Annotated in this window: 19 protein-coding genes and 1 tRNA gene; 4 read left to right on the forward strand and 16 right to left on the reverse strand. The window is 71.8% G+C overall.

Translation table 11 applies throughout. The annotated features are described in order from the left end of the window. Positions 1-154: 154 nt before the first annotated feature. The 3 genes from ACE3O1_RS02750 to pabB form a co-directional block, all read right to left on the reverse strand. The gene (locus ACE3O1_RS02750) at positions 155-769 is read right to left on the reverse strand and encodes a helix-hairpin-helix domain-containing protein (protein ID WP_374312183.1); all 615 of its coding nucleotides are present in this window, start codon (positions 767-769) and stop codon (positions 155-157) included. A 95-nt stretch (positions 770-864) separates the two neighbouring features. After that, positions 865-3,456 carry a leucine--tRNA ligase gene (gene leuS, locus ACE3O1_RS02755; protein ID WP_374312185.1) on the reverse strand — a complete coding sequence of 864 codons (2,592 nt, stop codon included), beginning with the start codon at positions 3,454-3,456 and terminating at the stop codon, positions 865-867. 70 nt (positions 3,457-3,526) lie between these two features. Then, positions 3,527-4,831 (reverse strand): aminodeoxychorismate synthase component I, encoded by a 1,305-nt coding sequence (gene pabB / locus ACE3O1_RS02760; protein ID WP_374312187.1) that lies wholly within the window; start codon positions 4,829-4,831, stop codon positions 3,527-3,529. A gap of 42 nt (positions 4,832-4,873) precedes the next feature. Between pabB and ACE3O1_RS02765 the strand changes: the two genes are divergently transcribed. Genes ACE3O1_RS02765 through ACE3O1_RS02780 form a run of 4 tightly spaced genes read left to right on the forward strand, consistent with a single transcriptional unit; the run spans position 4,874 to position 8,267 of the window. Continuing rightward, positions 4,874-5,572 carry a DedA family protein gene (locus tag ACE3O1_RS02765; protein WP_374312189.1) on the forward strand — a complete coding sequence of 233 codons (699 nt, stop codon included), beginning with the start codon at positions 4,874-4,876 and terminating at the stop codon, positions 5,570-5,572. Between the two features lie 4 nt (positions 5,573-5,576). Beyond that, positions 5,577-6,614, forward strand: coding sequence for an App1 family protein (locus tag ACE3O1_RS02770; RefSeq protein WP_374312191.1), 1,038 nt, complete (start codon positions 5,577-5,579; stop codon positions 6,612-6,614). A gap of 28 nt (positions 6,615-6,642) precedes the next feature. Beyond that, positions 6,643-7,356 carry an SOS response-associated peptidase gene (locus ACE3O1_RS02775; protein ID WP_374312193.1) on the forward strand — a complete coding sequence of 238 codons (714 nt, stop codon included), beginning with the start codon at positions 6,643-6,645 and terminating at the stop codon, positions 7,354-7,356. Between the two features lie 35 nt (positions 7,357-7,391). Next, positions 7,392-8,267 (forward strand): 3-methyladenine DNA glycosylase, encoded by an 876-nt coding sequence (locus ACE3O1_RS02780; RefSeq protein ID WP_374312195.1) that lies wholly within the window; start codon positions 7,392-7,394, stop codon positions 8,265-8,267. A gap of 1 nt (position 8,268) precedes the next feature. Here the strand turns inward: ACE3O1_RS02780 and ACE3O1_RS02785 are convergent, their stop codons facing one another. The 13 genes from ACE3O1_RS02785 to obgE form a co-directional block, all read right to left on the reverse strand. Further along, on the reverse strand, positions 8,269-9,477 hold the full coding sequence (locus ACE3O1_RS02785; RefSeq protein ID WP_374312197.1) for a glycoside hydrolase family 3 N-terminal domain-containing protein: 1,209 nt from the start codon (positions 9,475-9,477) through the stop codon (positions 8,269-8,271). Between the two features lie 34 nt (positions 9,478-9,511). Further along, positions 9,512-11,191 (reverse strand): acyl-CoA dehydrogenase family protein, encoded by a 1,680-nt coding sequence (locus ACE3O1_RS02790; RefSeq protein WP_374312199.1) that lies wholly within the window; start codon positions 11,189-11,191, stop codon positions 9,512-9,514. Then, positions 11,188-12,273 carry a putative zinc-binding metallopeptidase gene (locus ACE3O1_RS02795; RefSeq protein WP_374312201.1) on the reverse strand — a complete coding sequence of 362 codons (1,086 nt, stop codon included), beginning with the start codon at positions 12,271-12,273 and terminating at the stop codon, positions 11,188-11,190. The genes ACE3O1_RS02790 and ACE3O1_RS02795 overlap by 4 nt, the downstream gene beginning before the upstream one ends. A 46-nt stretch (positions 12,274-12,319) precedes the next feature. After that, positions 12,320-13,465: a sorbosone dehydrogenase family protein gene (locus ACE3O1_RS02800; RefSeq protein WP_374312203.1), complete on the reverse strand. Its 1,146-nt coding sequence runs from the start codon at positions 13,463-13,465 to the stop codon at positions 12,320-12,322. Next, the gene (locus tag ACE3O1_RS02805) at positions 13,462-13,938 is read right to left on the reverse strand and encodes a VOC family protein (protein ID WP_374312205.1); all 477 of its coding nucleotides are present in this window, start codon (positions 13,936-13,938) and stop codon (positions 13,462-13,464) included. Before ACE3O1_RS02805 ends, ACE3O1_RS02800 begins: the two co-directional genes overlap by 4 nt. 99 nt (positions 13,939-14,037) lie before the next feature. Further along, a tRNA-Ala gene (locus ACE3O1_RS02810) sits at positions 14,038-14,113 on the reverse strand. A gap of 72 nt (positions 14,114-14,185) precedes the next feature. Then, positions 14,186-14,563, reverse strand: a complete 378-nt coding sequence (gene rsfS, locus ACE3O1_RS02815; protein WP_374312207.1) for a ribosome silencing factor — start codon at positions 14,561-14,563, stop codon at positions 14,186-14,188. After that, the gene (locus ACE3O1_RS02820; protein WP_374312209.1) at positions 14,563-15,762 is read right to left on the reverse strand and encodes a hypothetical protein; all 1,200 of its coding nucleotides are present in this window, start codon (positions 15,760-15,762) and stop codon (positions 14,563-14,565) included. The genes rsfS and ACE3O1_RS02820 overlap by 1 nt, the downstream gene beginning before the upstream one ends. Then, positions 15,759-16,355 carry a nicotinate-nucleotide adenylyltransferase gene (nadD, locus tag ACE3O1_RS02825; RefSeq protein WP_374312211.1) on the reverse strand — a complete coding sequence of 199 codons (597 nt, stop codon included), beginning with the start codon at positions 16,353-16,355 and terminating at the stop codon, positions 15,759-15,761. Before nadD ends, ACE3O1_RS02820 begins: the two co-directional genes overlap by 4 nt. 10 nt (positions 16,356-16,365) lie before the next feature. Then, positions 16,366-16,593: a hypothetical protein gene (locus tag ACE3O1_RS02830; RefSeq protein WP_374312212.1), complete on the reverse strand. Its 228-nt coding sequence runs from the start codon at positions 16,591-16,593 to the stop codon at positions 16,366-16,368. A gap of 54 nt (positions 16,594-16,647) precedes the next feature. Then, a complete protein-coding gene (locus ACE3O1_RS02835) occupies positions 16,648-17,907 on the reverse strand; it encodes a glutamate-5-semialdehyde dehydrogenase (protein ID WP_374312214.1) in 1,260 nt (419 codons plus the stop codon). A gap of 9 nt (positions 17,908-17,916) precedes the next feature. Then, a complete protein-coding gene (proB, locus tag ACE3O1_RS02840; RefSeq protein ID WP_374312216.1) occupies positions 17,917-18,747 on the reverse strand; it encodes a glutamate 5-kinase in 831 nt (276 codons plus the stop codon). After that, positions 18,744-20,252 (reverse strand): GTPase ObgE, encoded by a 1,509-nt coding sequence (obgE, locus tag ACE3O1_RS02845; protein ID WP_374312217.1) that lies wholly within the window; start codon positions 20,250-20,252, stop codon positions 18,744-18,746. Before obgE ends, proB begins: the two co-directional genes overlap by 4 nt. Between the last annotated feature and the right edge of the window lie 79 nt (positions 20,253-20,331).

Below are 20,331 nucleotides of genomic sequence, written 5' to 3' on the forward strand. Positions count from 1 at the left end.
GACCAGAGGCACCAGCCCAGCGCGGCGAGCGTCGCCGCCCAGAGACCGGCGGCCGCCGCCGCGGCCACCGCCGGCCACAGCGTGGTCGCCAGCGCCGCCGCCCACGCCACGGCGGCGACCGGGACCAGGCGGAGCGCCAGGCGCAGCGGCACCCTCACAGCGTCACCAGGTCGCGGAGCGACTCCAGCATCTTGTCGCCGATGCCCGGCACCGCGAGCAGGTCCTCGACGGCGGTGAAACCTCCGTTCGCCTCCCGCCAGTCGATGATCCGCTGCGCCAGCGCCGGCCCGATCCGCGGCAGCGTGTCGAGAGCGGCCAGGTCGGCGCTGTTGAGATCGACGAGATCGTCGCCGGAGCCTGCGTCCGCCGCCGCCCCCGCGCCGCCCCCCTCCTGCGGCGCCTCGCCGACCACAGGCACGTGCAGCTGCTCGCCGTCGGACAGCGGCCGCGCGAGATTCACCGCGCCGCCCTCGGCGTCCTTCGCGAACCCGCCCGCCGCGGCGATCGCGTCCACCACGCGCGCGCCGCTGCCGAGGACGTACAGTCCGGGCGCGGCGACGGCGCCCGACACATGGACGTACAGAGCGGCCGGGGTCGCGGCATCCGTCTGCTGCTCGTCGATGCTCACGTGCTCGACGGGAGCGGAGGCTCCGCGGAAGATGCCGATCGCGACCGTGACCGCGAGCGCGGCGATCACGAGCACCACCGCGGCGCCCAGCCCGAGGCGGCGCCGGGGGGCGGCGCGGTCGGGTTCGGCATCCGCGGTCACCCACCCACGGTAGGGACGCGCGGACCGAGGTCCGGCGGGTCAACGCGCCGCTGGGGAGGGATCCCCGAGTCGCCGGCTCGGTGGAGGAGCCGGCGTCAGTGGGTGCTGAAGCTGACCACCTTCGGCGGGCGCACGACCGCGCGGGTGATCTCGCGTCCGGCGAGCGAGCGCACCACGCGCTCGTCCGCGCGCGCGAGGCGCTCCAGCTCGGCGGCGTCGATACGGGCCGGGACCTGCAGCGTCGCGCGCACCTTGCCGTCGATCTGCACGACCGAGGTCACGGTCTCCTCGACGAGCAGGGTCGGGTCGGCGCTGCGCCACGGCACGAGGCCGACGAAGCCGTCGTAGCCGAGGATCTCCCACATCTCCTCCGCGGTGTGCGGAGCGAACAGGTCGAGCACCATCGCGGTGACCTCGGCGGCCTCGCGGACAGCGGGGTCGGCGGGGCCGGCACCGATGTCGATGGCCTTGCGGGTGGCGTTCACGAGCTCCATCAGCCGTGCGACGACGACGTTGAACTTCGTCTGCTCGACGAGGCCCGGCGCGTCGGCCAGCAGGCGATGGGTGACGCGGCGCAGGGCCGGGTCGCCCTCGGCCCAGATCACGTCGGGATCGCTCGCGACATCCTTCGCGACGCGCCACGCGCGGGCGAGGAACTTCTGGGCGCCGGTCGTCGAGACGTCCTCCCAGTTGATGTCGTCCTCGACGGGGCCGGCGAACGCGATGGCGACGCGGACGACGTCGGCGCCGGGATCCACCATGCTGGCGGCGAACTCGACGAGGTTGCCCTTGCTCTTGGACATCTTCGAGCCGTCCAGCAGCACCATGCCCTGGTTGATGAGGCTCGTGAAGGGCTCGGTGAACTCGATGAGACCCATGTCGAAGAGGACCTTGGTGATGAAGCGCGCGTAGAGCAGGTGCAGGATCGCGTGCTCGACGCCGCCGATGTAGGAGTCGACCGGCGCCCACTTGTCCGCCTCCCGCGACGGGAAGGCCTGCGTCGGGTCGTCGGCCGCCAGGAAGCGGAGGAAGTACCACGAGCTGTCGACGAACGTGTCCATCGTGTCGGCGTCGCGGAGCGCGGGCTCCCCCGTCTCGGGGTCGGTCGTCGCCATCCACTCGGCCGCGCCGCCCAGCGGAGAGGTGCCCTTCGGGGCGAGATCGAGGCCCTTCGCGTCGGGCAGGCGCAGCGGGAGCTGCTCGTCGGGCACCGGCACGATCCGGCCGTCGGCGGTGTGGATCATCGGGATGGGCGTGCCCCAGAAGCGCTGGCGCGAGATCAGCCAGTCGCGCAGCCGGTACGACTTCGCCGCGCGGCCGGTGCCCGCGGCATCCAGCTGCTCGATCACACGGGCGATCGCGTTGCGCTTGGAGAGACCGTCGAGCGCGCCGGAGTTGATCATCCGGCCGTCGCCGGTGAGCGCGATGCCCGTGACGGCGGGGTCGATGTCGGCCAGCGTCTGCTCGTCGACGCCCGGGTCGATCGGCACGCCGTCGTCGTCGAGCTCGATCACCGGGATCGCGCCGGTGATGGGCGCGGTGGTGTCGACCACGGTCCGGACCGGCAGCCCGAAGGCCCGGGCGAAGTCGAGGTCGCGCTGGTCGTGCGCGGGAACGGCCATCACCGCGCCGTGGCCGTAGTCGGCCAGCACGTAGTCGGCGGCCCAGATCGGCAGGCGCTCGCCGTTGACGGGGTTGACCGCGTACCGGTCGAGGAAGACGCCCGTCTTGGGGCGGTCGGTGCTCTGGCGCTCGATGTCGGTCTCGCGCTGCACCCGCTCCAGGTAGTCCTGGAACTTCATGCGCACCTCCGCGGAGGACCCCGCGGCAAGCTCCGCGGCCAGATCGCTGTCGGGGGCGACCACCATGAACGTCGCGCCGTACAGCGTGTCGGGGCGGGTCGAGAACACCGTGACCTTCTCGGCGCGGCCCTCGATCTCGAAGTCGATGTCAGCGCCCACCGAGCGGCCGATCCAGTTCCGCTGCATGCGGATGACCTTCTGCGGCCAGAACCCCTCGAGCTGGTTCAGGTCGTCGAGCAGGCGGTCGGCGTACTCGGTGATCTTGAAGTACCACTGGGTGAGCTTCTTCTTGACGACCTCGGCGCCGCAGCGCTCGCAGTGCCCGTCGACGACCTGCTCGTTCGCGAGCACGGTCTGGTCGTTCGGACACCAGTTGACCGGGCTCTCCTTGCGGTAGGCCAGGCCGCGCTCGTACAGGCGCTGGAACAGCCACTGGTTCCAGCGGTAGTACTCGGGGTCGCTGGTGTGGAGCACGCGGCTCCAGTCGTACGAGGTGCCGAAGTTCTGCAGGCTCGCGCGCTGCTGCGCGATGTTCGCGTACGTCCACTCGCGTGGGTCGGCGCCGCGCTGGATCGCGGCGTTCTCGGCGGGAAGCCCGAAGGAGTCCCACCCGATCGGGTTCAGGACGTTGTAGCCGCGGTGCCGCCAGAAGCGAGCCACCGTGTCGACGTAGGCGTAGTTCTCGGCGTGCCCCATGTGCATGTCGCCCGACGGGTACGGGAACATGCCCAGCACGTACTTGCGCGGACGCGTGTCGCCCTGATCGCCCGCCTTGAACGGGTCGGCGGCCGTCCACCGCGCCTGCCACTTCTGCTGGATGGCATAGGCGTCGAAGCCCCCGCCTTCTGCGGGCACGGCGGTGTCGGGCGGGAGGGTCTGTGACACGGGGGAACCAATCGAACGGATGCCGGAGACGCGCGCGGGCGCGAATCTCCAGGGTACCGGAACCCGGCCGTCACCAGCCGGGCGGCAGCGACGCACCGATGGCGGCGAGCGGCCCGCGGGCCTTGATGCCCACCTCGGCGACCTCGGCCGCGGCATCCGATCTCCACGTGATCCCCCCGCCCGCCCCGACGTATGCACCGCCCGGGTGCACCACGATCGAGCGGATGACCATGGCGAGGTCGAGTGCGCCGTCCGTGCCGATCCAGCCGAAGCAGCCCGCGAAGACGCCGCGCGGTCCGCCCTCGAGCCGGTGCAGGATCGTCATCGCCGACAGTTTGGGCGCTCCGGTCATGCTCCCCGCGGGAAAGGCCGCGTCGAGCAGGTCGCCGACGGCGACGCCCGCGGTGAGCCTGCCGGACACGGTGCTGACGAGCTGATGCACCGCTGGATACGACTCCACCTCGAGCAGGCCGTCCACGCCGACGGAGCCCGGCTCGCTCACGCGCGACAGGTCGTTGCGCATGAGATCGACGATCATGACGTTCTCGGCCCGCTCCTTCTCGCTGGTCCGCAGCTCCTCCGCTAACGCCGCGTCGGCCTGCGCATCGGTCCCGCGCGGCCGGGTTCCCTTGATGGGACGCGTGCGCACGACGCCGTCGGCGACCTCGAGGAACCGCTCCGGGCTCGCACTCGCGAGCGCCACCTCGCCCGTGCGGACGAGGCCGCCGTGGTGCGCGGGTGTGAGCGCGCGCAGTCGCCGGTACGCCGCTGTCGCGTCGACGTCGCCGTCGATCTCGAATCGCGTCGTGAGGCACAGCTGGTAGGCGTCTCCTGCCCGGATCGCCGCGCGGCACTGCGCGATGAGATCGGCGTACTGCCCGGGCGCATGGCGCGAGCGGGCGGTGGCGGCGCGCGGGGCGCCGGGGACAGCGGGATCGGCAGGGTCGATCCGATCGATCGAGGCCGCGAGCGCGTGCGCCTCGCCCGCGGGACCCACCGCCCAGGCCCGACGCTCGGTGTGGTCGAAGGCGACGAACCTCGTCACCCGCAGCCAGGCCTGGCGAGGCATCCGGTCGTCGAAGTCCGCCGGCGCTCCGGCACGGGCGGCCGCGTCGTCGTAGCCGAGCCAGCCCACCCAGCCGCCTCGGAAGGGCCCCGCCGGCCACGGCTCGCCCGCCTGGGCCTGGCAGACGATCTCTCGCACGCGCTCCGGACCGGTCTCGGCGGTTCCCGCTCCCACCCAGCTCCAGCCGGTCGTGGCGTCGGGCCCCGCGTCGAGCCAGAAGGAGTGTTCCGCCGCCGCGTACAGCGCGTCGTGGACGGATGCCGGATCCACCCACGCCGTCAGCTCGACGGCGATGAGCGGCTCCGACATGTTCCCAGGCTAGACGGGGCGACCGCGTTCTAGGCTCATGGCGTGAACGACTTCCTGACGTGGCTGCTCGACGCCGTGCAAAGCGTCGACCCGGTCGTCAGGACCCTCATCGCCGGCATCGCGATCATGCTCGAGACGAGCGTGCTCGTGGGTCTGCTCGTGCCCGGCGACACGGTGGTCATCGTCGCCGCGACCGCGGTGGCCTCGCCCCTCGAAGGGCTGATCCTGGCGGTCGCTGTCATCGTCGGCGCGCTCGTCGGCGAGAGCATCGGCTTCGCGCTGGGTCGGTTCCTCGGCCCGAAGATCCGGCACTCCGCGCTCGGCCGGCGGCTCGGCGAGGCGAACTGGGAGAGGTCGGAGCGGTATCTGCGCCGCCGCGGCGGTCCCGCCATCTTCATCTCGCGGTTCCTCCCCGTGCTGCATTCGCTCGTCCCGCTCACCGTCGGCATGAGCGGCTACCCCTACCGGCGGTTCCTCGCCTGGACCGTGCCGGCGTGCGTCGTCTGGGCCTCGTTCTACGTCTCGGTGGGTGCGGCCGCCGCCGGAACCTACCGCGAGCTGTCCGACCAGCTGCACTATGCGGGGTACATCTTCGTCGGGATCATCGTCTTCTTCCTGGTCCTCGTCTTCGTGACGAAGAAGATCATCGAGCGCGCCGAGCGCAAGCACCTCGACCACTCCCACGAGCAGGATCCGGTCGAGCCTCACGCAGGCGGCATCGAGGAGGACATGAAAGACTGAGGTGATGCCCGAGACCGTCACGCCGCCGGCCAGCACCAAGGTGCTGTGGTTCGCTCGCCTCGAGTACCGCTTCCACTCCTGGCGGGAGCGGCGTGCCCGCCGTCGCGGCCAGACCCCCACCGTCACGCCCTTCCCCGGCTACGCCGGCCCCGACTGGGTGCGCGTCCTCGGCCGCGTGATGATCGTCCCCCCGACGAAGCAGAACGAGTCGGGCGAGTACGCGAGCGTGCGCGGCTGGCGCAGCTTCGTCGCCGTCCCGATCGGCTACGCGCAGGTGACCGTCACGATCGCCGGCGTCGACCACGAGGTCGTCGCCGACCGCGGCGGAGTGATCGACGTGCGTCTCCCCGCCGTCCTCGAACCCGGCTGGCAGACGTTCACGATGACCGTCGAGGACGGCGAGCCCGTCGAGACGCGCGCGTTCGTCGTCGCGCCGGAGGTGCACTTCGGCGTGGTCTCGGACGTCGACGACACCGTGATGGTGACCGCCCTTCCCCGCCCGCTGCTCGCGGCATGGAACTCCTTCGTCGTGGACGAGCACGCACGCCAGCCCGTGCCGGGCATGGCCGTGCTCATGGAGCGGGTCGTCCGCGAGAACCCCGGTGCGCCGGTGGTCTACCTCTCGACCGGTGCGTGGAACATCGCGCCGACCCTGATGCGGTTCCTGCGCCGGCACCTGTTCCCGCCCGGCGCGCTGCTGCTCACCGACTGGGGGCCCACGCACGACCGCTGGTTCCGCAGCGGCAAGGCGCACAAGCTCTCGAACCTGCGCCGGCTCGCCGAGGAGTTCCCGCACGTGCGCTGGCTGCTCGTCGGCGACGACGGACAGCACGACGACGAGCTCTACACGACGTTCGCGGCGGAGCATCCCGGCAACGTCGTCGGCGTCGCGATCCGTCGCCTCTCCCCCGCCGAGGCCGTGCTCGCCGGCGGCCGTACGGCCGTCAACGACCACAGCGCGGCGCGTGTGCCCTGGGTGACGGAATCGGACGGCGCGGGCCTGCTCGAACGCCTCGAGGATGTCGGAGTCGTCCCGCGCTGACGTCGGAACCCGCGCGTAGGCTGACCGCATGTGCGGACGCTTCGTGGTGGCAAGTGCCGGATCCGACCTCGTCGGAGTCCTTCGCGTCGACGTCGAGGGCGATGACCTGCCCGAGCCGTCCTACAACGTGGCGCCCACCGCGCAGGTCGCGATCGTCCTCGACTCGGTGAAGGAGGAGCTCCCCGTCCGGCGGCTCGAGAGCGCACGATGGGGCCTCGTCCCCGGCTGGGCGAAAGACGTCAAGATCGGCGCACGAGCGTTCAACGCCCGCTCCGAAGAGCTCGAGGACAAGCCGATGTTCCGCAGCGCGCTCGAGAAGCGTCGGGCGGTGGTCCCGACCTCCGGGTACTACGAGTGGAAGACCGTCGACGGGGCGAAGATCCCGCATTACATCCACCCCGCCGACGACTCCCCGCTGTTCATGGCGGGGCTCTACGAGTGGTGGCGCGACAAGTCCAAGGCCGACGACGACCCGACGCGATGGCTGCTGAGCTTCACGATCCTCACCCGTGACTCCATCGGCCGGCTCGGCTCGATCCACGATCGCATGCCGCTCTTCCTCGATCCCGACCACGCCGACGCGTGGCTCGACCCGACCACCGAGAACGTGCGCGACGTGCTCGACGCCGCGATCGATGCCGCACCCGCGCTGGCCGAGACGCTCGACGACCACGTCGTCTCGCGCGCCGTCGGCAACGTGCGCAACAACTCCCCCGCGCTCATCGAGCCCGCCGACGGCTGAGAGCCGCGGACGGCGCGCGTGCGTATCCTCGTACGGTGACGATCGCGCCTCCGACGACCCGCGTGCTCGACGCCGCCGCGTGGCAGGGCCTCGAGCGCGCGCACGCGGCGCGCGCCGATGCGCTGACGGCTGCGCACCGCGATCGCGCTGGCCGTGGCGAGAAGCATCCGGTCGAGGACTTCCTGTTCACCTACTACTCGTACAAGCCGGCCGTCCTGCGGCGGTGGCATCCCGGAGCGGGCGTGGAGCTCGCGGATGCCGCGGCCACGCTGCGCGCGCAGTGGCGCGGGTACGCGCCCGGCCAGGCGCCCGCCTCGCTCGTCGTGGACGAGGAGGCGTGGCGCTCCGCGAACGCCGTGCTCGTGACCGGCATCGCCCGCATCCTCCGGGCGACCGCGGGCCGTGCCGCGGGCTTCGGATGCTTCGGACTCCACGAGTGGGCGATGGTCTATCGCGAGGCCGATCACCGCCATGGCGTGCCGCTGCGGCTGGGCCAGGCGGGCACCGACGCGGTCGTCGAGGCCCACGACCTGCGGTGCACGCACTTCGACGCATTCCGCTTCTTCACCGCCGCGGCGGTGCCCCGCAACCGCCGCGTGCCGACGCGGGAGAGCCAGGCGGAGCTCGAGCAGCCCGGCTGCCTCCATGCGGGGATGGACCTCTACAAGTGGGCGATCAAGCTCGGTCCCCTGGTGCCGGGCGACGTGCTGCTCGACGCGTTCGAGCTGGCGCGCGACATCCGCACCCTCGACATGCGCGCGTCGCCCTACGACCTCGAAGCGTGGGGGTACGCGCCGGTCGCGATCGAGACGTCCGAGGGCAAGGCAGAGTACGTCCGCGCGCAGCGCGGCTTCGCCGAGCGCGGGCAGGTCATCCGGTCGCGGCTGCTCGAGATCATCGGATCGGACTGACTCAGCCCACCGGTTCGCAGTCGCCGCACGGGATGAGTCCGCGGCCGTCGGCGGCCAGGCCCAGCCGCATCTCGACGACGCGCGTCGCCGCGTCGTCGAGGCGCTCGGCGGGCAGCGCTCCGGACTCGACGGCGGCCACGATGCCGTCGACGGTGCGGGTCGCCGTCTGCGCGTCCGAGAACATCACGCCGAGCACGAGGTCGTTTCCCGCGGCGAGAGCCGCGACGGCATTGCCCACGGGATCCTGGTAGCGCGCATCGCCCGAGGCCTGCAGCATGCCGAGGTCGTCGGTGACGGCGACGCCGTCGAATCCGAGCTCCTCGCGCGCGATCCGGTGCCATTCGGCCGACAGGCTCGCCGGCGCGGCATCCACGTCCGTGTAGGCGAGGTGGCCGAACATGAGCAGCGGCGCCCCGGCATCGACACCGGCGCGGAACGGCAGCCCGTCCTGCGCCTCCCACTGCTCCTTCGTCATCGCCGTGGCGGGGATGCCGCGATGCGAGTCCCCCGGAGCCGCGCCGTGACCGGGGAAGTGCTTGAGGGTCGACAGCGCCGCTCCCCCCTCGCCCGTGACGGCCGCGTCCACGCGGTCGGCGGCAGCGTCCGGCGTCGTCCCGAGCGCGCGGCGGTAGATGAACGACCCGGGATCGTCGGTCTCGTCGGCCACGACACCGAAGTTCACGCCTATTCCGGCGCGCTGCACGAGCGCGGCGCGGGCAGCGAACGCGTCGCGCGCTGCGGCCGGCGGTGCGTCCTTGAGGTCGAGGGCCGAGGGGAACGCATCCCACGGCAGCCTCGAGACGTCGCCGCCCTCCTGGTCCACCGCGAGGAGCGGGGGCATGGCGGGGTCGACGGTCAGCGCCGCCGTGACCTCGCGCAGTGCCTGCTCGCTCGAGGGGACGTTGGCGCCCATGAGGATGAAGCCGCCGATGCCGCTGGACTCCATGTACTCCCGCAGCGCCGCGGTGTCGGTGGTCGGGATGTGCCCCATGACGACGGATGCCGCCCTCTCGCGCAGCGACATCCCGGCGACCGCGCGCTGGGCCTCGTCGCGGAGGCCGGGATCGTCCGCGGCCTCGACCCGCACGACGCCCGTCGTCGGCTCGGGCGACGGCTCCGCGTCGGCGGCGGACGCCGCGGCGTCCGGCACCGCAGCCGTCAGCGCGACCGCGACGAGCGCGGCAGCCCATCCCCGACGTCCGGCATCCACCCCGACAGCCTAGGTCGGCGCGATGGATCGTGCATCAATGGCGGGCGACGATGGCTGCGGCATCCGTCCCCGCGGGCAGCACGCCGTACTGCGACCCTCGATCGTCGCCGAGACGCGCGGCGATGAACGCCTCCGCGTCGCGGGACGGGGCGTGGCGCACCATGAGCGACGCCTGGAAGGCCAGGGCGAGGGCCTCGGTGAGCCGTCGGGCCTGCGCCTGAGCGACCGCCGCGTCGGCTCCCTGCAGGCTCCGCATCAGGGCGAGTGCGCGATCGGCGTGGGCATCGAGCACGGCGGACGCCCCGGCGGTCGTCGCGAGCTCGGCGGCGAACGCCTCGGCGGACTCGGGATCCCGGGTCAGCGCGCGCAGCACGTCCAGCGCGATCACGTTGCCCGAGCCCTCCCAGATCGCCATCACGGGCTGCTCGCGGTAGCGCCGGGCGAGCGGGAACGCCTCGGTGTAGCCGTTGCCGCCGAGGCACTCGAGCGCCTCGTAGGCGTGGTGCGGACCGCGCTTGCACACCCAGTACTTCGACACGGGTGCGGCCAGGCGCCGAAGAGCGACGTCGTCGTCGGATGCCTCGGCCTCGAACAGCTGCGCGAGGCGCAGGCCGGTGAGCATGGCAGCCTCCGCCTCGAGCGCGAGGTCGGCGAGCACGGACGTCATCGCGGGCTGGTCGACGAGGGCGGCGCCGAAGGCCTGCCGGCCGTGGGCATGCCACACCGCCTCGGCGACCGACTGGCGCATGCCCGCGGCGGTGCCGAGGACGCAGTCCAGGCGCGTGCGCTGCACCATCTCGATAATCGTCCGCACGCCTCGCCCCGGCTCGCCCAGCACGAAGCCGACGGTGCCGTCGAACTCGACCTCGCCCGACGCGTTCGAGCGGTTCCCGAGCTTGTCCTTCAGCCGCTGCAGGCGGAACACGTTGCGCATGCCGTGCGGCAGCAGTCGCGGCACGAACAGGCACGACAGTCCCTCATCCGTCGAGCCTCGGCGCGTCTGCGCGAGGACGAGGAAGCCGTCGGACATCGGAGCGGAGCAGAACCACTTGTGGCCCGTGAGCTGGTAGGCGTGGCCGCCCATCGACACGCCCACGGTGGTGCCCGCGCGCACGTCCGAGCCGCCCTGCTTCTCGGTCATCGCCATCCCGATGAGCGCGCTGGGCTTCTCCTCGGCCGGGAGCAGCCGCGGGTCGTACGACCGCGAGAGCAGGCGGGGCATCCACTCGTCGGCGACCCACGGCGAGCCCTCGATCGACGCGACAGCGGCGTGCGTCATCGACACCGGGCAGGCGTGGCCCGGCTCGACCTGCGCGAACAGCATGAACGTCGCCGCTCGCGCGACGTGCGCGCCGGGTCGGGGATCCGCCCAGGCCGACGTGTGCGCACCGTGCTCGAGCGCCGCGGAGATCACCCGGTGGTACGACGGGTCGTACTCGACCTCGTCGAGACGGAAGCCCCAGCGGTCGTGAGTGTGCAGCTGCGGGGTGTGGACGTTGGCGAGCTCCGCGTCGCGCTGGAAGTCGAGGGACCCGACGAGGGTGCCTGCCGCACGCAGCCCGGCATCGGCCCAGCCCGCGCCGAACGCGTCGACCGCGGCCACGAGCGGCTCGTTGGACGAGTACTCGTCGATGCCGACCCGCCACGGCGGCTGGTTCTCCACGAAGTGGGTGAACGCTCCGATCACGCGCTGCCCGCGCGCGAACGACGTCATGCGCGCTCCCTGTCGGGCGCGAACGCGAGCGCGAACTGCTCCTCGAACGTCAGCGGCGCCCGGGTGATGATGTCGTGCACGAACTCGAGCTTGTGCCGCACCGGCCCGACGATCGTGAAGGGATACAGGTCGCCGAACCCCATCGCCCGGTTGATGCGGTTGAATCCCTGCGACATCCACTCCCAGTCCGACAGCAGCCGCTGGATCGGCTCGTCCCGGTACGACTCCAGCGGCACGACATCGGTGTCGCGCAGGTTGGTCACCGCGGAGTCGAGATGGATGCCGAGCACCGCCGCCGTCTGGAGCGTCCCGGTGATGTGGAGGTAGTGCGCGAAGGTCTCGGCGAAGTCCTCCCACGGGTGCATCGTGGCGTACTCCGAGATGAAGCTCTCGTGCCAGTCGGCGGGGGCCCCGAGCTTGTAGTGGCGCGAGAGGGCGTCCTTGTAGCTCGCCCGCTCGTCGCCGAACAGCGCGCGGCATTGCGCCCACAGCTCGTCGTCGGTCAGCAGGACGTTCTGGTAGTAGTGGCCGACCTCGTGGCGCAGGTGGCCGAGGATCGTGCGGTAGGGCTCCCCCAGGCGCACGCGCAGCGCCTCGCGCCGGTCGTCGAGGCTCTCGGCGAGATCGATCGAGATGATGCCGTTGGAGTGCCCGATCATCACGGGCTTGCCGTCGGTCAGGCTCGAGATCAGGTCGAACCCCAGTCCGCCCTCCTTGACGTCCCAGGGCACGATGGGCAGGCCGAGGTCGCCGAGCTGCAGCAGGAGCCGCCGCTTGGCCTCCTCGGTCTTCGCGAGCTTCTCGAGCGCGACCGTGTCGTCGGCCGCGGGACGACGTCGCGTGAGCCGGCACGAGAAGCACCGGCCCGCGGGGGCGTCCTCGCGTACGAGCCAGTTGCACGCCCATTCGCGGTTCGAGCAGGTGTACCAGGTCTTGTCGTCGATCTGGACGCGCCCGTGGCGCAGGCCGTGGAACTCGCGCGTCACGATGTGGTACCCGAGCTCCGCCTCGCAGTTGGGGCAGGTCAGGGTGTCGAGGTAGACGAAATGACGGCAGTGCGGACACCGCGGCTGAGAGCTCACGCTCTCACCGTAGCGCCGCGATGCGCCTGTCGGGAGCGGCGGCGCGTCACGACGCCGGCACCAGTCGCAGGCGCAGAAGCAGGTCGTCCCCGGCGCGCGGGGACCCCCGCCCGTCGGTGTTGCCCGTGAGCACCCACAGCGTCCCGTCCGGCGCCAGGACGGCATCCCGCAGCCGCCCCTGCTCGCCCGCCAGGGCAGCCGTCGGCTGGCCGGAGAGCTCGCCGTCCGCGGTGTCGACGAGCCAGAGCCGCTCACCCCGCAGCCCCGCGACGAACACCGTGTCGCCGACGGCGGCGATCCCGCTCGGACTGGCGTCGGAGGTGGCCCAGCTCACGACCGGATCGATCAGCCCGTCCCGACCTGCCTCGCCCTCGACGAGCGGCCAGCCGTAGTTCCCGCCCGGCTCGATGCGGTTGAGCTCGTCCCACGTGTTCTGGCCGAACTCGCTCGCCCACATCGTTCCGTCCTGCGTCCATGCCATGCCCTGCACGTTGCGGTGCCCCATCGACCACACCGCGGTGCCCCACGGGTTGCCGTCGGCCGACGCTCCGTCAGGTTCGAGGCGAAGGATCTTGCCCCCGAGCGAGTCGGGATCCTGCGGCGCCTCGGGGTTCTGCGCATCGCCGGTGGCGACGTACAGCCTGCCGTCGGGTCCGAAGGCGATGCGCCCGCCGTCGTGGGTGCTCGCGCGCGGGATGCCCTCGAGCACCACGTCGGTCTCGCCGAGGCTCAGGTCACCGGGCGCGCCGAGGAGGGGCATCCGCACCACGCGGTTGTCATCGGCGGCTCCGTGGTACGCGTAGAGCCACGTCGTGTCGTCGTCCACGAGCAGCGCGAGCCCGTGGAGCCCGGACTCGCCGCCGGACACCACGCCGGGCACCGTCCCGACCTCGCGGAGCCGCCCATCGGGCGTGAGCTCGACGATCGCGCCGTCGTCGCGCTGCGACACCAGCGCGCCGCCGCCGTCCAGCGGAACGACCGACCACGGCGCGGCGAGCCCCGTCGCGAGTGCCTCCGGATCACCGTCGAGCCGCCACGCGCCGGTCGGGGCGGCCGTCGGCGCCGGCGTCGACGCGGTCGGCGGGACCACGGATGGGACGGCCTCGCTCCCCGGCGAGGGAGAGCAGGCGGATGCCGCGACCAGCGCCAGGACGAGGCATCCGGTCGCAGCCAGCGCCGACGTGAGTCTCACGCGCCCTCGGCGGCCGCCTCGAGCGCGGCGATGTCGATCCGGTGCATGGCGAGCATGGCCTGCACCGCGCGGTGCGCGGTCTCGGGATCGGGATGCCGGATGAGCTCGATCAGGCGATCGGGGATGATCTGCCACGACAGCCCCCACCGGTCCTTGAGCCACCCGCACGGCTGCTCCTGCCCGCCGTCGGCGGTCAGCGCGTTCCAGTACCGGTCGACCTCTTCCTGGTCCTCGCACGAGACGTAGAGCGACACCGCTTCGGTGAAGGGGAACTGCGGGCCGGCGTCCATGGCGTAGTAGTCGCGGCCCGCCAGCCGGAAGTGGGCGTGCATCACCTTGCCGCCCATTCCCGGCACCTCGTCGGGGTACTTCCCCATCGAGACGATGGACGAGTCGGGGATCAGCTCGGTGTAGAACGAGATCGCTGCCTCGGCATCGTCGTCGAACCACAGGAACGGTGTCACGTCGGACATGGCGGCCTCCGGGGTCACCCTCAGCCTCTCCCGCCGGCGCGGTCCGGTCAACGGCTGGACGAAATGCGAAAGCCCCCGATCTCTCGGGGGCTTCGTGTGTGGTGGACCTGAGGGGACTCGAACCCCTGACCCCCTGCATGCCATGCAGGTGCGCTACCAGCTGCGCCACAGGCCCGGATTTCGCCGCCCCTCGCGGGGCAACTAGACCAGCTTACAACACGTCAACGCGTGCTCCGAACCAGCCTGGTCACTCGGTCGCAGCCGCCGCGGGGAGCTCGATCGGGATGACCGGGCAGTCCTTCCAGAGGCGCTCGAGACCGTAGTAGACGCGCTCCTGCTCGTGGAACACGTGCACGACGAGGTCTCCGAAATCGAGCAGCACCCACCGGGATTCCTGGCGTCCTTCGCGTCGCAGGCGCTTGTGGCCGGCCTCGAGCAGCCTGTCTTCGATCTCGTCCGCGATCGCGGCGACGTTGCGCTCGCTGCGACCCGTCACGAGGAGGAAGACGTCGACCAGCGGCAAGGGTCCCGACACATCGAGCGCGACGAGATCCTCCCCGCCCTTCGCGTCGGCGGCGACCGCGGCGATCTGCAGCATGTCGTGGGACTGGGCGGATGCCGCCATCACAGGGCTCCTGTCACGAAGGCGAGGATCAGCACGCCGACCAGCGCCAGCGCGAGCGCACCGGCGGTGATCGCGAGCGCGAGCATGAGCTTGCTGCCCTTCTCGGGAACGGGCGGCCGGATGACCTCGCCCGCGCTCTTGACCGTGCTGATCGCGGCGCTCGCGGCGATCGGCGTGGGTGAGGAGTGAGCGGGCAGCTCGCCGTCGACGAGCGTCGCATCCACCTCTTTGCCGTCGGCGGTTCCGAGTGCGTGCCCCGTGGATCCGAGGCCCTCGGGCAGGTTGAGCGTGCCGGTGATGAGGACCTCGCCGGTCGCACTCAGCGGAGCCGAGATCGGCGCGACCTCGGGAGCCTGCGACAGGATCAGTGCGTTGGGCATGGAGATGCTGCCGGTCGAGCGGGAGAGCAGCTGATCGAACGACGCGGGAAGCTCCACCGGCTCGGGCTCCGCCTCGAGCAGCCCTGCGCCGAGATTCGGGTTGACGACACGCTCCCTGCGCTCGTCCTCCGACTCGTCCTCGGGCGAGAGGGGCGACCAGGGCGACTCGTCCTCGGCCTCCACATCCACCTCGTCGGCCGTCGGCTCCTCCACCGCCTCCGCGACGGCGGGGCGCGCCGGTGCGGGGGTGGCGGCCAGCCCGAACAGGTCGTGCATGCCGCTGTGGACGCTGACCGGTTCGTCGCGCGTGAGCGCGGGAGCCGGGGCCGCGGTGGCCACGGCCGCCATGGCGGCGGTATGCGCGGCGGCGAGCTCGGGCGTGATGACGGGCACGGACGCCGTGCGGATCCGCTCCTGCTGGCGTGCCTGGCGACGGGTGAGGGGCGATGCACCCAGGTCGACGGAGGCATCCGCGACGGGTGCCGGCGCGACCGAGACCGGCTCCGCGGGGCGGGCCAGCGGCGCGACCGCGATCGGCGTGACGGCCGCGGGCGGAACGGGGGCCGGCTCCTCCGCCGGCGGCGGGCCGTCGGGCGCCGTCTCGGCGTCCGAGACGGGCGTGGCCTCGTCCGCGGGCGCCTCGGCCTCGGCCTCGGCCTCGGCCTCGGCCTCGGCCTCGGCGACGGTGTCAGCGACGTCGTCGGCGGATTCGTCGACGGAATCGTCGGCGGTGATCACGGGCGTGGATCCCGTGTTGCGGATCTCCCGCATCTGCTTTCGTGTCAGCGGTGGATTCGCCGGCTGCTCGGGTGTACTCATTCCTCGCTCCGGTAGAGATGATGCTTCGCAATGTATTGGACGACCCCGTCGGGGACGAGGTACCACACCGGGTGTCCTTGTCGTACGCGGTCACGGCAGTCCGTGGACGAGATGGCGAGCGCAGGGATCTCGAGCTGACTCACGTCCTCACTGGGCAGCCCGTCGGTGCTGAGCACGTGACCGGGACGCGAGACCGCGACGAAGTGCGCCAGGTCCCACAGTTCATCATGGTCCCTCCAACTGAGAATTTGCGCTATTGCGTCGGCACCGGTGATGAAGTACAGCTCGGCGTCCGGTCGCCGCGCCTTCAGATCGCGGAGGGTGTCGATCGTGTAGGTCGGCCCGGACCGGTCGATGTCGACCCGGCTGACGGTGAAGCGCGGGTTGGATGCCGTCGCGATGACGGTCATCAGATATCGGTGCTCGCTCGGTGAGACGCCGGCCTTCTGCCAGGGCTCGCCCGTGGGCACGAAGACGACCTCATCGAGATCGAACCACTGAGCCACTTCGCTCGCGGCGACGAGGTGACCGTGATGGATGGGATCGAATGTCCCGCCCATCACCCCGACTCTCGGGGGTGCCGTCACCGACATGCAGTGCGGCCTAGTGGCCGTGCCCCGCTCGGTGGTGCACGTCGTCGGCGTGCGCTGCGGCATAGGCCTCGGCCTTGTGCGCGTGGCGGTTGGCGACGTTGCGGTACGACAGGGTGACGAGCGCGAGAGCAGCGAAGATTGCGACCGCGACGATGCCGTAGCCGACGGTCTCGAGTGCGACGTTGCCGTGGTGCTCGGACTCTTCGGCGGCGAGGGCGACGATCGTGGCGATGGTCATACGTGCTCCGTTCCGGGGGTTCGCCTGCAGGCGGCTGGCTTCCAGTTTAGGCGCTCAGGCGCGGACTTGCCCGACGCCCCGCGCGAGCCACTTGGTGCTGGTCAGCTCGGTGAGCCCCATCGGCCCCCGCGCGTGCAGCTTCTGGGTGGAGATCCCCACCTCGGCGCCGAACCCGAATTCACCGCCGTCAGTGAACCGCGTCGACGCGTTCGCCATCACGACGGCCGAGTCGACCTCCGCCAGGAAGCGCTCGGCGTGAGCCTGATCCTGCGTGATGATCGACTCGGTGTGATGGGTCGAGTAGCGCCGGATGTGGTCGAGCGCGTCATCCAGGTCGTCCACGACCCGCATCGCGATGTCGAGGCTCAGGTACTCCGTCGCCCAGTCCTCCTCGGTGGCCGGCACGACGCCGTCGGCCAGGGACTCCACCGTGGCGTCCCCGTGCACCGTCACACCGCGCGCGCGGAGCGCCTCGACGACCGGAGGTACGAGGCGGGGCGCGGCATCGGCCACCACCAGTACGGTCTCGACGGAGTTGCACACGCTCGGCCGCTGAACCTTCGCATTCACGACGATCTCGCGCGCCCACTCGAGCGGGGCGGACTCGTCCAGCACGATGTGGACCACGCCGGCGCCGGTCTCGATGACGGGCACGGACGACTCGGTGACCACCGTCTCGATGAGCTGGGCGCTCCCCCGTGGCACGAGCACGTCGACCACGCCACGCGCCTGCATGAGCTCGCGGGCGCCCTCGCGCCCGAAGTCGTCGACCGTCTGGATCGCCTCCGGATCGATCCCCTGGTCGGCGAGGGCCCCGCGCATCGCGCGGACCAGCGCGGCGTTGGTGCGCTCGGCGGCGGATCCGCCGCGCAGCACGAAGGCGGTCCCGGAGCGCAGCGCCCGGGCCGCGATGTCGACCGTGACGGTGGGGCGGGCCGCGTAGATCGAGCCCACCACGCCGAACGGCACGGCGACCTTCGTCAGGGCCACCCCGTTGTCGAGCGTGCGCTCGTCGAGGACGCGGCCGACGGGATCCGGCAGCGCGGCGATGTCGCGGACCGCGGCGGCGAGGGCCGACACGCGCGGATCGTCCAGTCGCAGCCGGTCCTGGAGCGCCTCGGAGAGGCCGGTGGCACGGCCGCGCTCGAGGTCCTCGGCGTTGGCCGCGACGATCGCGGGCGCCGCCTGCTCGATGGCGGCCGCGATCGCGCGCAGCGCCTCGCTCTTGCGGGCGTCGGACAGCAGGCCCACGCTGCGCGAGGCCTCCTTGGCGAGCAGCATCCGCTCGCGAGCGGTCGTGGCCGTGGTGGTCATCCGCCCAGTTTATCGATGGGCGGTGCGCACCGGTCCCGTCGCGGCGGGCGCCGCGGGCTCGGGATTCGGCTGGAACCACGTGCCGATGTCGGCACCGCTCAGCGCATCGTCGACGAGGTCCGCGCTGGTCACGAGCACTCCGATCCCGGATGCCGCGGCCAGCCGCGCCGCGGAGACCTTCGTCGCCGCGCCGCCGGTGCCGACGCTGTTGACCACGACCGAGCCGAACTCGAAGCCGTGGAGGTCGTCGCCGTAGGCGACGCGCCGGATCGGCGTCGCGCCGGGCTCGCCCGGGGGACGCGTGTAGAGGCACTCGATGTCGCTGAGCAGCACGAGGGCGTCCGCCCCGACGAGCTGGGCCACCATCGCCGCGAGGCGGTCGTTGTCGCCGAAGCGGATCTCGTGGGTGGCGACCGTGTCGTTCTCGTTGACGATCGGCAGGATGCGCAGGCCGAGGAGCCGTTCCATGGCACGACGCGCGTTCGAGCGGTGAGTCGGGTTCTCCAGGTCGCCGGCGGTCAGCAGCACCTGGCCGGCGACGATACGGTACTCGCGCAGCGCTGCCTGGTAGCGGTAGATGAGCACGTTCTGCCCCACCGCAGCGGCCGCCTGCTGCGTCGCCAGGTCGCTGGGGCGCTCATCGAGCTGCAGGAACGGCATGCCGGTCGCGATCGCACCGGAGGAGACCAGCACCACTTCGGTGCCCCGGCCGTGCGCCGCCGCGAGGGCGTCGACGATCGGGCCGATCTTCTCGGCGGTCTCGCCGCTGTTCGACGACGTTCCGACCTTCACGACCACGCGGCGCGCGGTGCGGATGCCCTGGCGCGCGGAGAAGCTCACTCGGCCCCCTCGCCGTCCCGACTCCGGCTGGCGAGACGCTCGGCCTCGAGCTCGGCGCGCGCCTCCGCCTTCGCGTCCATCATGTCGTGGTACCGCTCGCGGCGCTCCGACGTGGTGCGACGCGAGCTCTGGAGCAGACGGGGATCGGTGCCGCGCGGAGCCGTGGCGAGCTCCGCGGTGGACTTCACCGACGGCTCCCAGTCGAAGACGATGCCGTCGCCCTCTCCGATGACGACGGTCGCACCCGGGGTCGCGCCCGACCGGAACAGCTCGTCCTCCACGCCCAGCTTCTCGAGGCGGTCGGCGAGGTAGCCCACGGCCTCCTCGTTCTGGAAGTCGGTCTGCTGCACCCAGCGGACGGGCTTCTCGCCCAGGATCCGGTAGACGTTGCCGTAGGTGCCGCCGTCGACCCGGATCCAGAAGTCGCGCTGCGACCCCTTCGGCCGGATGACGATGCGCTCGGGGGCGGGCGCGTTCGCGGCGTCCGCGCGGTGCTGGGCGATGATGTCGCCGAGAGCGAAGGTGAGCTGCCGCAGGCCGGCGTGGCTCACCGTCGAGATCTCGAACACGCGGAAGCCGCGAGCCTCGAGCTCCGGGCGCACGAGGTCGGCGAGATCCTTCGCCTCGGGGACGTCCACCTTGTTGAGCGCGATGAACTGCGGGCGCTCGAGCAGCGGCACCTGCCCCTCGGGCACGGGATACGCGCCGAGTTCGGCGAGGATCACGTCGAGGTCCGTGAGCGGGTCGCGGCCGGGGTCGAGCGTCGCGCAGTCGAGGACGTGCACCAGCGCGGTGCAGCGCTCGACGTGGCGCAGGAACTCCAGGCCGAGGCCCTTCCCCTCGCTCGCGCCCTCGATGAGTCCGGGTACGTCGGCGACGGTGAACCGGGTGTCACCGGCCTGGACGACGCCGAGGTTCGGGTGGAGGGTCGTGAACGGGTAGTCGGCGATCTTCGGCCGCGCGGCCGAGATCGCCGCGATGAGGCTGGACTTGCCGGCGGACGGGAAGCCCACCAGCGCGACGTCGGCCACGGTCTTGAGCTCGAGGAGGACGTCGCCCTCCCAGCCCGGCGTTCCCAGCAGCGCGAAGCCGGGCGCCTTGCGCTTCGGGTTGGCGAGGGTCGCGTTGCCCAGCCCGCCGATGCCGCCGGGCGCGACCACGAACCGCATCCCCGGCTCGATCATGTCGACCAGGGTCTCGCCCGAGACATCCTTCACGACCGTCCCGACCGGGACGGGAAGTTCGAGCGACTCCCCCGCGGCGCCGGAGCGGTGGTCGCCCATGCCGAAGCCGCCGTTGCCGCCGGAGCGGTGCGGCGAGTGGTGGTACGACAGAAGAGTCGTCACCTGCGGGTCGGCGACGAGCACGATGTCGCCGCCGTGCCCGCCGTTGCCGCCGTCGGGGCCGGCGAGCGGCTTGAACTTCTCGCGCTTGACCGACACGCAGCCGTTGCCGCCCTTGCCTGCACGCAGATGCAGCGTCACACGATCGACGAACGTGACCATGTGTTCCCCCTCACGAAGCGGTCTGGGTCAGGCCCAGAGTAAAGGGGAAGGGGCGAGCCGAAGCCCGCCCCTTCCTCGA

It is taken from the genome of Microbacterium sp. (assembly GCF_041909575.1).
In the GTDB taxonomy this organism is placed as follows: Bacteria; Actinomycetota; Actinomycetes; order Actinomycetales; family Microbacteriaceae; genus Microbacterium.

Coding starts and splice junctions, on each gene's coding strand:
- pabB (WP_374312187.1), bottom strand. CDS start 4,831: ATGTCGGAGCCGCTCATCGCCGTCGAGCTGACGGCGTGGGTGGATCCG.
- ACE3O1_RS02770 (WP_374312191.1), top strand. CDS start 5,577: ATGCCCGAGACCGTCACGCCGCCGGCCAGCACCAAGGTGCTGTGGTTC.
- ACE3O1_RS02775 (WP_374312193.1), top strand. CDS start 6,643: ATGTGCGGACGCTTCGTGGTGGCAAGTGCCGGATCCGACCTCGTCGGA.
- ACE3O1_RS02790 (WP_374312199.1), bottom strand. CDS start 11,191: ATGACGTCGTTCGCGCGCGGGCAGCGCGTGATCGGAGCGTTCACCCAC.
- ACE3O1_RS02805 (WP_374312205.1), bottom strand. CDS start 13,938: ATGTCCGACGTGACACCGTTCCTGTGGTTCGACGACGATGCCGAGGCA.
- rsfS (WP_374312207.1), bottom strand. CDS start 14,563: ATGGCGGCATCCGCCCAGTCCCACGACATGCTGCAGATCGCCGCGGTC.
- ACE3O1_RS02820 (WP_374312209.1), bottom strand. CDS start 15,762: ATGAGTACACCCGAGCAGCCGGCGAATCCACCGCTGACACGAAAGCAG.
- nadD (WP_374312211.1), bottom strand. CDS start 16,355: ATGTCGGTGACGGCACCCCCGAGAGTCGGGGTGATGGGCGGGACATTC.
- ACE3O1_RS02830 (WP_374312212.1), bottom strand. CDS start 16,593: ATGACCATCGCCACGATCGTCGCCCTCGCCGCCGAAGAGTCCGAGCAC.
- ACE3O1_RS02835 (WP_374312214.1), bottom strand. CDS start 17,907: ATGACCACCACGGCCACGACCGCTCGCGAGCGGATGCTGCTCGCCAAG.
- obgE (WP_374312217.1), bottom strand. CDS start 20,252: ATGGTCACGTTCGTCGATCGTGTGACGCTGCATCTGCGTGCAGGCAAG.